Source organism: Mycobacterium canetti CIPT 140010059 (genome assembly GCF_000253375.1).
Classification (GTDB): Bacteria; Actinomycetota; Actinomycetes; order Mycobacteriales; family Mycobacteriaceae; genus Mycobacterium; species Mycobacterium tuberculosis.
Genome location: NC_015848.1, coordinates 1,768,416 through 1,779,917 on the forward strand (window position 1 = coordinate 1,768,416; position 11,502 = coordinate 1,779,917).

Consider the following 11,502-nt stretch of genomic DNA (forward strand, 5'->3'; position numbering starts at 1 on the left):
TTGCGGCGCTGGGCGACAATCCCCGTAGAATCAGGGGAACGGCATCGATCCGGCGATCACCGGGGAGCCTTCGGAAGAACGGCCGGTTAGGCCCAGTAGAACCGAACGGGTTGGCCCGTCACAGCCTCAAGTCGAGCGGCCGCGCATCGGCGTGGCAAGCGGGGTGGTACCGCGGCGTTCGCGCACCGGCGTGGCGTCGTCCCCGAGCCTGGATTGCAGGCACGCAGTGCCGAACGGTGCTGGGGCCTGGGGAGACGACGCGCAAAGTGACCGATAACGCATATCCAAAGCTGGCCGGCGGGGCACCCGACCTCCCGGCACTCGAACTCGAGGTCCTCGACTACTGGTCCCGTGACGACACCTTCCGGGCCAGCATTGCTCGCCGCGATGGCGCCCCCGAGTATGTGTTCTATGACGGGCCGCCGTTTGCCAACGGTCTGCCGCATTATGGGCACCTGCTCACCGGCTACGTCAAAGACATCGTGCCGCGATATCGCACTATGCGCGGTTACAAGGTGGAGCGTCGCTTCGGCTGGGACACTCACGGGCTGCCCGCCGAACTCGAAGTCGAGCGCCAGCTTGGCATCACTGACAAATCCCAGATCGAGGCCATGGGTATCGCCGCCTTCAACGATGCCTGCCGCGCATCCGTGTTGCGCTACACCGACGAGTGGCAGGCGTATGTAACTCGGCAAGCTCGCTGGGTCGACTTCGACAACGATTACAAGACGCTCGATCTGGCTTACATGGAGTCGGTGATTTGGGCCTTCAAACAGTTGTGGGACAAGGGCCTGGCCTACGAGGGCTACCGGGTGCTGCCGTACTGCTGGCGCGACGAAACTCCGCTGTCGAATCACGAACTGCGGATGGACGACGACGTCTACCAAAGCCGCCAAGATCCCGCGGTAACGGTGGGCTTCAAGGTGGTGGGTGGCCAACCAGACAACGGGCTAGACGGTGCCTACTTGCTGGTGTGGACGACGACTCCGTGGACCCTGCCGTCGAACCTCGCAGTTGCGGTAAGCCCGGACATCACCTACGTACAGGTCCAGGCGGGCGATCGCCGTTTCGTACTGGCCGAGGCACGGCTGGCCGCTTACGCCCGCGAACTCGGTGAAGAGCCCGTGGTGCTCGGCACCTATCGCGGCGCCGAACTGCTGGGCACCCGCTACCTGCCGCCGTTTGCCTATTTCATGGACTGGCCCAACGCTTTTCAGGTGCTAGCAGGCGACTTTGTAACGACCGACGATGGCACCGGCATCGTGCATATGGCACCGGCCTATGGTGAGGACGACATGGTGGTCGCGGAGGCGGTCGGTATCGCGCCGGTGACTCCGGTCGACTCCAAGGGACGCTTCGACGTCACCGTTGCCGATTACCAAGGGCAGCATGTCTTTGACGCCAACGCGCAGATCGTCCGGGACCTGAAGACCCAAAGCGGCCCGGCTGCGGTGAATGGCCCAGTGTTGATTCGTCACGAAACCTACGAGCACCCTTACCCACACTGCTGGCGATGCCGTAACCCGCTGATCTACCGGTCGGTGTCGTCGTGGTTCGTCAGGGTGACGGACTTCCGAGACCGCATGGTGGAGCTAAACCAGCAGATCACGTGGTATCCCGAACACGTCAAGGACGGCCAGTTCGGCAAGTGGCTGCAGGGCGCCCGCGATTGGTCGATCTCCCGGAATCGCTACTGGGGTACCCCGATTCCGGTATGGAAATCCGACGACCCGGCCTACCCGCGCATCGATGTCTACGGCAGCCTCGACGAGCTGGAGCGCGACTTCGGCGTACGCCCGGCCAATTTGCACCGGCCCTACATCGACGAGCTCACCCGTCCCAACCCAGACGATCCGACTGGCCGTAGCACGATGCGACGCATTCCCGATGTGCTCGACGTGTGGTTCGACTCGGGATCCATGCCGTATGCCCAGGTGCACTACCCGTTCGAGAACCTGGATTGGTTCCAGGGACACTACCCCGGCGACTTCATCGTCGAGTACATCGGGCAGACCCGTGGCTGGTTTTACACACTGCATGTGTTGGCGACCGCGCTCTTTGACCGGCCGGCATTCAAAACCTGTGTGGCGCATGGGATTGTCCTTGGTTTCGATGGCCAGAAGATGAGCAAGTCGCTGCGCAACTATCCAGACGTAACAGAGGTGTTCGATCGCGACGGCTCCGACGCCATGCGGTGGTTCCTAATGGCATCGCCGATTCTGCGCGGCGGCAACCTGATCGTCACTGAGCAAGGAATTCGCGACGGTGTGCGGCAAGTCCTGCTGCCCCTGTGGAACACCTACAGCTTCCTGGCGCTGTATGCACCGAAAGTCGGTACCTGGCGCGTCGATTCGGTGCATGTGCTGGATCGCTATATCCTGGCCAAGCTGGCGGTGCTGCGCGACGACCTCAGCGAGTCGATGGAAGTTTACGATATTCCCGGTGCCTGTGAACATTTGCGTCAGTTCACTGAGGCGTTGACTAATTGGTATGTGCGACGGTCGCGTTCGCGGTTCTGGGCAGAAGACGCCGATGCCATCGACACGCTACACACCGTGTTGGAGGTGACCACGAGGCTGGCCGCCCCGCTGCTTCCGCTGATCACCGAGATAATCTGGCGTGGTCTGACACGCGAGCGATCGGTGCACCTGACGGACTGGCCAGCGCCCGACCTGCTGCCGTCGGATGCCGACCTGGTCGCCGCGATGGACCAGGTCCGCGACGTGTGCTCGGCGGCATCCTCGCTGCGCAAGGCCAAGAAGCTAAGGGTGCGCCTGCCGCTACCGAAACTCATTGTGGCAGTTGAGAATCCGCAACTTCTGAGGCCGTTCGTCGACCTCATTGGCGACGAGCTTAACGTGAAGCAGGTCGAACTGACCGATGCCATCGACACCTATGGCCGATTCGAGCTCACGGTCAACGCCCGGGTAGCCGGACCACGGCTGGGCAAAGATGTGCAGGCCGCCATCAAGGCGGTCAAGGCCGGCGACGGCGTCATAAACCCGGACGGCACCTTGTTGGCGGGCCCCGCGGTGCTGACGCCCGACGAGTACAGCTCCCGGCTGGTGGCCGCCGACCCGGAGTCCACCGCAGCGTTGCCCGACGGCGCCGGGCTGGTCGTTCTGGATGGCACCGTCACTGCCGAACTCGAAGCCGAGGGCTGGGCCAAAGATCGCATCCGCGAACTGCAAGAGCTGCGTAAGTCGACCGGGCTGGACGTTTCCGACCGCATCCGGGTGGTGATGTCGGTGCCTGCGGAACGCGAAGACTGGGCGCGCACCCACCGCGACCTCATTGCCGGAGAAATCTTGGCTACCAACTTCGAATTCGCCGACCTCGCCGATGGTGTGGCCATCGGCGACGGCGTGCGGGTAAGCATCGAAAAGACCTGAGGTCGACTGGGCGACGAGCGTAACGTCACGGCTGAAAATCCGTGCCCGACTTCGCCGTGGCGTTACGCTCGCGGCGCGGGGACCCGATCTCTAGGGCGTTGTCGCCCAGATCCACGTCGGCCAAGGCCGATGGCAGCGGTTGAGGTTGATCGCCATAGCGAAAACTAGCTCCGGTAGCCCCAAATAGCATCACGGGTGTGGAGTCCCGCTGGGTGCTGCACCTGGACATGGATGCGTTTTTCGCCTCGGTCGAACAGCTCACCCGGCCGACCCTGCGGGGGCGGCCGGTGCTGGTTGGCGGGCTGGGTGGGCGAGGTGTGGTGGCCGGCGCGAGCTATGAAGCGCGGGCCTACGGTGCCCGATCGGCCATGCCGATGCATCAGGCCCGCAGGCTGATCGGGGTGACGGCCGTGGTGTTGCCGCCACGCGGGGTGGTGTACGGGATCGCCAGCCGCCGGGTATTCGACACCGTGCGCGGCCTGGTGCCCGTCGTCGAACAGCTTTCTTTCGATGAAGCGTTCGCCGAACCGCCCCAACTCGCCGGGGCAGTGGCCGAGGACGTCGAGACGTTCTGCGAGCGGTTGCGGCGACGGGTGCGCGACGAGACCGGCCTGATTGCCTCGGTCGGAGCGGGCTCGGGCAAGCAGATCGCCAAGATTGCTTCTGGTCTGGCCAAACCCGACGGCATTCGGGTAGTCCGGCACGCTGAAGAGCAAGCGCTTCTCAGCGGATTGCCGGTACGACGGCTGTGGGGCATCGGCCCGGTCGCCGAGGAAAAGCTGCATCGGCTCGGCATCGAGACAATCGGGCAGCTGGCCGCGCTGAGCGATGCCGAGGCGGCCAACATCCTAGGCGCGACGATTGGGCCCGCGCTGCACCGGCTGGCCCGTGGCATCGACGACCGCCCAGTGGTGGAGCGCGCCGAAGCCAAGCAAATCAGCGCCGAGTCCACGTTCGCCGTCGATCTGACCACCATGGAGCAATTGCACGAGGCGATCGACTCCATCGCTGAGCACGCGCACCAACGCCTGCTGCGCGACGGCCGCGGCGCCCGCACCATCACGGTGAAGCTAAAGAAATCCGACATGAGCACGCTAACCCGCTCGGCGACGATGCCCTACCCGACGACCGACGCCGGCGCGCTGTTTACGGTGGCCCGCCGGCTGCTGCCGGATCCACTGCAAATCGGGCCAATTCGTCTTCTGGGTGTTGGGTTTTCGGGTTTGAGCGACATTCGCCAGGAGTCGTTGTTTGCCGACTCGGACTTGACGCAGGAAACGGCGGCAGCGCATTACGTCGAAACACCGGGAGCGGTCGTGCCGGCCGCGCACGACGCCACGATGTGGCGGGTCGGCGATGACGTCGCCCACCCTGAGCTTGGGCACGGCTGGGTGCAGGGAGCGGGCCACGGCGTGGTCACCGTGCGGTTCGAAACGCGTGGTTCAGGCCCGGGCTCGGCGCGGACGTTCCCCGTCGACACCGGCGACATCAGCAACGCCAGCCCGCTTGACAGCTTGGACTGGCCGGACTACATCGGCCAGCTATCGGTCGAGGGGTCCGCCGGCGCCTCAGCCCCAACGGTCGATGACGTCGGCGACCGGTGAGTTGGCCGCCAGCGCGGCCATTAGCAGCACCCGGGCCTGGGACGGCGGCAGTCGCGGTACCATCACCGCGCCAGCCTCCACCAGGTCGTGCCCGGGACCATAGCCTGCGCCGACCCGCGCGCCGGCGACCCGGGTAGACACCGCGATCACCACCGGATCGCTCCCGTCTCGACAGTGGCGACGGACTCCCTCGATCACGGCGGCCCCGGCATTGCCCGAGCCCAGCGCCTCCAGCACCACGGCGCGCGCGCCGGCTGCCACACAGGCGTCCATCGCCACCGCGTCACTTCCCGGATAGACGGCGACGATGTCGACTCGTGGCGCCACGGCAGCGCCCAGATCGCCGAGATAGGGCCGCGTCTTGGTGCGCGTCAGCCGCACCCCGCCCGACGTGAAGCCAAGCGACTCGCCGGCGAATCCGCACAGGTCCGGGTTGGCCACCTTGTGCAGGCCCAAAGGCTGTAACACCCGGCCGCCGAAACTCACCAGCACCCCGAGGTCGCGGGCGGCTGGGTCGGCGGCGACCGCAAGCGCGTCGCGCAGATTGGCCGGGCCATCGGCGCCGGGGGCATCGGCGCTGAGCATGGCCCCGGTCAACACGACCGGGCGGCTACCCGCATAGGTGAGGTCCAGCCACAGAGCGGTCTCTTCGAGCGTATCGGTGCCGTGAGTGATGACCACCCCATCTGCGCCGCCGCGGAATGCCTCCTGCACTGCAGCGCCTATCCGGTCCCAATCGGCCGGCGTCAACTTTGAGCTGTCCAGCGCCATGAGGTCGACTACTTCGATGTCGGAGTCCATGTCGAGACCGGCGATCAGCGTCGCCCCGCAATGGGTTGGCCGTAGCACCCCATCGGGGCCGGCGGTGGTCGAGATTGTCCCTCCAGTAGTGATGACGGTGAGGCGGGCCATGATGGGATCATTGCGCACGTGGTTTGCTCCCATCCGGCCGCGGGGTCTGGGCGGGCCATATCGGCCCTAGGGGATGATGATGGTGTGCCTGACGAACCAACAGGATCGGCTGATCCGCTGACCTCGACCGAGGAAGCCGGGGGGGCGGGGGAACCTAACGCTCCCGCGCCGCCGCGACGGCTGCGCATGCTGCTGTCGGTCGCTGTGGTGGTGCTCACACTCGACATTGTCACTAAGGTGGTAGCTGTCCAACTGTTGCCGCCCGGCCAGCCGGTGTCGATTATCGGCGACACGGTGACCTGGACTCTGGTGCGTAATTCTGGGGCGGCCTTCTCGATGGCGACCGGATACACCTGGGTTTTGACGCTGATTGCGACGGGTGTCGTGGTCGGAATTTTCTGGATGGGGCGGCGGCTGGTATCGCCGTGGTGGGCGCTGGGTCTTGGGATGATCCTGGGCGGTGCCATGGGCAACCTGGTTGATCGCTTCTTTCGGGCACCGGGGCCGCTGCGCGGGCACGTCGTCGATTTCTTGTCGGTCGGCTGGTGGCCGGTGTTCAATGTCGCCGATCCGTCGGTAGTCGGTGGCGCCATCCTGCTGGTCATCCTGTCGATCTTTGGCTTTGACTTCGACACCGTAGGTCGGCGACACGCCGACGGGGACACCGTAGGTCGGCGCAAAGCCGATGGCTGACCGCTCAATGCCCGTTCCGGATGGATTGGCGGGAATGCGTGTTGACACCGGACTGGCCCGCTTGCTGGGACTGTCTCGGACCGCTGCGGCTGCCCTCGCCGAAGAGGGCGCGGTCGAGCTGAATGGCGTGCCGGCCGGAAAGTCCGATCGGCTCGTCTCCGGCGCCTTGCTGCAGGTGCGGTTGCCCGAGGCGCCCGCGCCGCTGCAGAACACCCCCATCGATATCGAGGGCATGACGATTCTGTATTCCGACGACGACATCGTTGCGGTCGACAAACCGGCTGCAGTTGCCGCGCATGCGTCGGTCGGCTGGACCGGACCGACCGTGCTCGGCGGACTCGCCGCCGCCGGGTACCGGATCACCACATCCGGGGTGCACGAGCGGCAGGGCATCGTGCATCGCCTCGACGTCGGGACCTCCGGGGTGATGGTAGTGGCGATCTCCGAGCGGGCGTACACCGTGCTGAAGCGGGCGTTCAAATACCGCACGGTGGACAAGCGGTACCACGCGCTGGTTCAAGGACATCCAGATCCGTCCAGCGGAACGATCGACGCGCCGATCGGTCGTCATCGCGGCCATGAATGGAAGTTCGCGATCACCAAGAATGGCCGGCACAGCCTTACGCACTACGACACGCTGGAAGCGTTCGTGGCAGCCAGCCTGCTCGACGTGCATCTGGAAACTGGCCGCACCCACCAGATCCGGGTGCACTTCGCCGCGTTGCATCACCCATGTTGCGGCGACCTCGTTTACGGAGCTGATCCCAAGCTAGCGAAGAGGCTCGGGTTGGACCGTCAATGGCTGCACGCGCGTTCACTGGCGTTCGCTCATCCGGCCGACGGCCGGCGGGTGGAGATCGTCAGCCCGTATCCGGCCGATCTGCAGCACGCGCTAAAGATATTGCGTGGCGAGGGTTGACCGGCATCACGAGGTGCGGCAGACGAACGTGGCGCCATGGAAATCGAGGCGCACCTCGCCCTGGTGTTCCCAGTATTCAATGCCTTGGCGACCATACCGGGCGCCACTGCCGGACAGTTCGACGAACACGATCACTTGGTCGCCTTTCCAGTTGAGCACGGCCGTCTTCGGGTCGAATTGGTTGTAGAACTGTGCGGTCAATGGGCCGTCCTGCGTGGGACACCGGTAGGTGAGGACGGGTGGAGTCGCGGTGGCGGGATCGGCGATTGCCAATTGGACCAGCCGGGTCTGGTAGGCCTCCTGCACACAGGTACGCGGGTCGGTGTCTTGCGCACAAGCATCACGCAGCATCGTCCAGCTGCTTTGTGCGGCTTCCAGCGCCGCCGAGCGTCGATGGGCCAGCGCCTGTTGATAGGCGGTCGAAAGCCGGTGGTCCAGACTGGTCAACTGCCGGTCGTGGCAAACCAGTTGCTGCACTATGGTTGCCGGTTTGGTGCAGTCGAGCGACTGCCCGGCGGTCGGCGAGGTTGTGTTAGCCGGAGGGTTTGCGGCGCAGGCGCTCAGAACCAGGGCGGTCACCAGGACGCCGATCCATCTCATGGAAACGGACTACCCGGCTACCGACGCAGTGTCCAGCGCGACACGCCACAGGGCTCAGACTGGTGCCGTGGTGCTCTCGCCCGATGTGACGTCGACCGCCAGCGGCGCGATGACGCCGAGGATTTCCGTGATCGTTTCGGAGGGCACGCCGGCTGCGGTCAGCGCGTCGGCCAAGTGTCCGGCGACCAGGCTGAAGTGGTGCATGGTAATTCCGCGCCCCTGATGGACTTGCTTCATCGGCGCACCGGTATAGGGCTCGGGCCCGCCAAGCGCGGCCGCGAAAAACTCCACCTGCTTGCCCTTGAGGCGGCTCATGTTCGTACCGCTGAAGAAGGCCGATAGTTGGTCATCGGCAAGCACACGAACATAGAAGTCCTCGACGACGACTTCGATGGCCTCATGCCCGCCGATCTTGTCGTAGATGCTGATCGGCTCACGTTTGCGCAAGCGTGACAGTAGTCCCATCGTGCCAGGGGACCATGCCGGCGTTGCCTGCCGGTTAGGTCGCGATCACGCTCGGATTATCAGCTGTAACAAGCTGATTGCCGCCAACGTCGCACAGATCCCGTCGCAAACAGATCCTTGGTCGCCGCACCGGCCGGTAGTGGACTCCATTCATCAGCTCATGTGCTAGTAGGTTGGCTTCATGACCCGTGTCCATCACCCCACGCCGCCATCAGGAGCTACCCACGATGAATCTTGGTGACTTAACGAACTTCGTCGAGAAGCCGCTCGCGGCGGTGTCCAACATCGTCAACACCCCGAACTCGGCCGGGCGATATCGGCCCTTCTACTTGCGCAACTTGCTCGATGCGGTGCAGGGCCGCAACCTCAATGATGCTGTCAAGGGCAAGGTTGTCCTCATCACTGGTGGGTCATCAGGCATCGGTGCGGCGGCCGCGAAGAAAATTGCCGAGGCCGGCGGCACGGTGGTGTTGGTCGCACGCACCCTGGAAAACCTCGAGAACGTCGCCAACGACATACGGGCGATCCGAGGCAACGGTGGGACCGCCCACGTCTACCCGTGCGATCTATCCGACATGGATGCGATTGCCGTGATGGCCGACCAGGTGCTCGGCGACCTCGGCGGCGTCGACATCTTGATCAACAACGCGGGCCGGTCAATTCGGCGCTCGTTGGAGTTGTCCTATGACCGGATCCACGATTACCAGCGAACGATGCAGCTCAACTACCTCGGCGCGGTCCAGCTGATCCTGAAGTTCATCCCCGGAATGCGAGAACGCCACTTCGGGCATATCGTCAACGTTTCCTCAGTCGGCGTGCAGACCCGCGCGCCGCGCTTCGGCGCTTACATCGCCAGCAAGGCCGCGCTGGACAGCCTGTGTGATGCGTTGCAAGCCGAGACCGTGCACGACAACGTCCGATTCACCACCGTGCACATGGCATTGGTAAGGACTCCAATGATCAGCCCGACCACGATCTACGACAAGTTTCCCACGCTGACGCCGGATCAGGCGGCCGGTGTGATCACCGATGCCATCGTGCACCGGCCCCGGCGAGCCAGCTCACCGTTCGGACAGTTCGCCGCCGTTGCCGACGCCGTCAACCCCGCGGTGATGGACCGGGTACGTAACCGTGCCTTCAACATGTTCGGCGACTCGTCCGCAGCCAAGGGAAGTGAATCCCAAACCGACACATCAGAACTCGACAAGCGAAGCGAGACGTTTGTGCGGGCCACCCGAGGGATCCATTGGTGACACCATGAGCCTTCCGAAACCGAACAATCAGACCACCGTTGTGATCACCGGCGCCTCCTCCGGCATCGGTGTCGAATTGGCTCGTGGCTTGGCCGGCCGCGGCTTCCCACTGATGCTAGTGGCGCGGCGCCGCGAGCGCCTCGACGAACTGGCCGATCAGCTGCGCCAGGAACACTGCGTCGGGGTGGAGGTCTTGCCGCTCGACCTTGCCGATACGCAAGCGAGGGCACAGCTGGCTGATCGCTTGCGTAGTGATGCGATTGCCGGGCTGTGCAACAGCGCAGGTTTCGGCACCAGTGGGCGTTTTTGGGAGTTGCCGTTCGCACGCGAAAGCGAGGAAGTCGTTCTCAATGCTCTGGCGTTAATGGAACTCACCCATGCCGCACTGCCAGGCATGGTCAAGCGCGGCGCCGGTGCGGTGCTCAACATCGCCTCGATCGCGGGTTTCCAGCCGATTCCCTATATGGCCGTGTATTCGGCTACCAAAGCCTTTGTGCTGACGTTCTCCGAAGCCGTGCAGGAGGAGCTGCACGGAACGGGCGTGTCGGTGACTGCCCTGTGCCCAGGCCCGGTCCCCACCGAGTGGGCCGAGATCGCCAGCGCCGAGCGGTTCAGCATTCCCCTCGCCCAAGTTTCGCCGCACGACGTCGCCGAAGCCGCCATCGCCGGGATGCTCTCCGGTAAGCGCACCGTCGTGCCCGGCATAGTGCCAAAATTCGTCAGCACTAGCGGCAGATTCGCTCCGCGCAGTCTGCTGCTGCCCGCGATCCGGATCGGCAACCGGCTGCGCGGCGGGCCCAGCCGCTGATGTGAGGGGCGTTCCGGCCTGGTGCCGAACGGAGTGCTGGGCCTGGGCAATCCCAGCCGGCTAGCCGCGTTGTATGGGTTGCAGCTGGCGCACGAGTCGCAGTGCTGCCAGATGCACAATTTGCCCTCTGCAGCGCGACAAGTCACTGTTGCGTGTCGCGAGGAGGTGGGCATAACGACCATCCTTGCCGGCAGAGACGAATGCGGCGTGTGTGACAAGACAGCTGGGTTGGATGGCGCCGCTCCTTAGCGGGCCATAGCGCACGGCCCGCTTCGTCGCCGGCGCTGGGTTGGATGGCGCCGCTCCTTAGCGGGCCATAGCGCACGGCCCGCTTCGTCGCCGGCGCTGGGTTGGATGGCGCCGCTCCTTAGCGGGCCATAGCGCACGGCCCGCTTCGTCGCCGGCGCTAGTCTCATGCGATGGCCTCTGTTGAACTGTCCGCTGACGTCCCCATCAGCCCGCAGGACACGTGGGACCGCGTTTCGGAGCTGTCAGAGTTGGGGGAGTGGCTCGTCATCCATGAGGGGTGGCGCAGCGAGTTGCCTGATCAACTGGGCGAAGGTGTGGAGATCGTGGGTGTCGCGCGGGCCATGGGCATGCGTAACCGGGTTACGTGGCGGGTGACCAAGTGGGACCCGCCACATGAGGTCGCGATGACAGGATCCGGGAAGGGTGGAACAAAGTACGGAGTCACCCTCACCGTGCGACCCACAAAAGGCGGGTCGGCGCTGGGGCTGCGTCTCGAGCTGGGCGGGCGTGCGCTGTTCGGCCCGCTGGGTTCGGCGGCGGCTCGCGCCGTCAAGGGCGACGTCGCGAAGTCGCTTAAGCAGTTCGCCGAGCTATACGGCTAGCCGCT

Annotated in this window: 11 protein-coding genes; 8 read left to right on the top strand and 3 right to left on the bottom strand. The window is 64.8% G+C overall.

The window, feature by feature from the left end; genetic code table 11:
• The first annotated feature begins 266 nt into the window (after positions 1-266).
• Both ileS and MCAN_RS08190 read left to right on the top strand, forming a co-directional pair.
• The gene (gene ileS, locus MCAN_RS08185; RefSeq protein ID WP_014000815.1) at positions 267-3,392 is read left to right on the top strand and encodes an isoleucine--tRNA ligase; all 3,126 of its coding nucleotides are present in this window, start codon (positions 267-269) and stop codon (positions 3,390-3,392) included.
• Between the two features lie 197 nt (positions 3,393-3,589).
• Positions 3,590-4,996 (top strand): DNA polymerase IV, encoded by a 1,407-nt coding sequence (locus MCAN_RS08190; protein WP_003407718.1) that lies wholly within the window; start codon positions 3,590-3,592, stop codon positions 4,994-4,996.
• Here the strand turns inward: MCAN_RS08190 and MCAN_RS08195 are convergent.
• On the bottom strand, positions 4,961-5,941 hold the full coding sequence (locus MCAN_RS08195; protein ID WP_003407720.1) for an asparaginase: 981 nt from the start codon (positions 5,939-5,941) through the stop codon (positions 4,961-4,963). The genes MCAN_RS08190 and MCAN_RS08195 overlap by 36 nt on opposite strands.
• Positions 5,942-5,992: 51 nt before the next feature.
• On the opposite strand from MCAN_RS08195, the gene lspA reads away from it, so the two are divergent.
• Both lspA and MCAN_RS08205 read left to right on the top strand, forming a co-directional pair.
• Positions 5,993-6,601, top strand: coding sequence for a signal peptidase II (gene lspA, locus MCAN_RS08200; RefSeq protein WP_003407722.1), 609 nt, complete (start codon positions 5,993-5,995; stop codon positions 6,599-6,601).
• Positions 6,594-7,520: an RluA family pseudouridine synthase gene (locus tag MCAN_RS08205; RefSeq protein WP_003407723.1), complete on the top strand. Its 927-nt coding sequence runs from the start codon at positions 6,594-6,596 to the stop codon at positions 7,518-7,520. Before lspA ends, MCAN_RS08205 begins: the two co-directional genes overlap by 8 nt.
• A gap of 6 nt (positions 7,521-7,526) precedes the next feature.
• Here MCAN_RS08205 and MCAN_RS08210 read toward each other — a convergent pair whose 3' ends face one another.
• Positions 7,527-8,120: a lysozyme inhibitor LprI family protein gene (locus MCAN_RS08210; protein ID WP_003407725.1), complete on the bottom strand. Its 594-nt coding sequence runs from the start codon at positions 8,118-8,120 to the stop codon at positions 7,527-7,529.
• A gap of 54 nt (positions 8,121-8,174) precedes the next feature.
• The gene (gene glbN, locus MCAN_RS08215) at positions 8,175-8,585 is read right to left on the bottom strand and encodes a group 1 truncated hemoglobin GlbN (RefSeq protein WP_003407730.1); all 411 of its coding nucleotides are present in this window, start codon (positions 8,583-8,585) and stop codon (positions 8,175-8,177) included.
• Positions 8,586-8,812: 227 nt separating this feature from the next.
• Between glbN and MCAN_RS08220 the strand changes: the two genes are divergently transcribed.
• The 4 genes from MCAN_RS08220 (at position 8,813) to MCAN_RS08235 (ending at position 11,497) form a co-directional block, all read left to right on the top strand.
• A complete protein-coding gene (locus MCAN_RS08220) occupies positions 8,813-9,838 on the top strand; it encodes an SDR family NAD(P)-dependent oxidoreductase (protein WP_003407734.1) in 1,026 nt (341 codons plus the stop codon).
• A gap of 4 nt (positions 9,839-9,842) precedes the next feature.
• Positions 9,843-10,646, top strand: coding sequence for an SDR family NAD(P)-dependent oxidoreductase (locus tag MCAN_RS08225; RefSeq protein ID WP_003407737.1), 804 nt, complete (start codon positions 9,843-9,845; stop codon positions 10,644-10,646).
• 21 nt (positions 10,647-10,667) lie between these two features.
• Positions 10,668-10,895, top strand: a complete 228-nt coding sequence (locus MCAN_RS08230; RefSeq protein WP_003901194.1) for a hypothetical protein — start codon at positions 10,668-10,670, stop codon at positions 10,893-10,895.
• A gap of 170 nt (positions 10,896-11,065) precedes the next feature.
• Positions 11,066-11,497 (top strand): type II toxin-antitoxin system Rv0910 family toxin, encoded by a 432-nt coding sequence (locus tag MCAN_RS08235; protein ID WP_014000816.1) that lies wholly within the window; start codon positions 11,066-11,068, stop codon positions 11,495-11,497.
• The last annotated feature ends 5 nt before the right edge of the window (positions 11,498-11,502 follow it).

What these genes read in the sequence shown, in the direction of transcription:
- MCAN_RS08235 (WP_014000816.1), top strand. Translation starts at nt 11,066, where the DNA reads ATGGCCTCTGTTGAACTGTCCGCTGACGTCCCCATCAGCCCGCAGGAC.
- MCAN_RS08210 (WP_003407725.1), bottom strand. Translation starts at nt 8,120, where the DNA reads ATGAGATGGATCGGCGTCCTGGTGACCGCCCTGGTTCTGAGCGCCTGC.
- glbN (WP_003407730.1), bottom strand. Translation starts at nt 8,585, where the DNA reads ATGGGACTACTGTCACGCTTGCGCAAACGTGAGCCGATCAGCATCTAC.
- MCAN_RS08205 (WP_003407723.1), top strand. Translation starts at nt 6,594, where the DNA reads ATGGCTGACCGCTCAATGCCCGTTCCGGATGGATTGGCGGGAATGCGT.
- MCAN_RS08195 (WP_003407720.1), bottom strand. Translation starts at nt 5,941, where the DNA reads ATGGGAGCAAACCACGTGCGCAATGATCCCATCATGGCCCGCCTCACC.
- MCAN_RS08225 (WP_003407737.1), top strand. Translation starts at nt 9,843, where the DNA reads ATGAGCCTTCCGAAACCGAACAATCAGACCACCGTTGTGATCACCGGC.
- MCAN_RS08220 (WP_003407734.1), top strand. Translation starts at nt 8,813, where the DNA reads ATGAATCTTGGTGACTTAACGAACTTCGTCGAGAAGCCGCTCGCGGCG.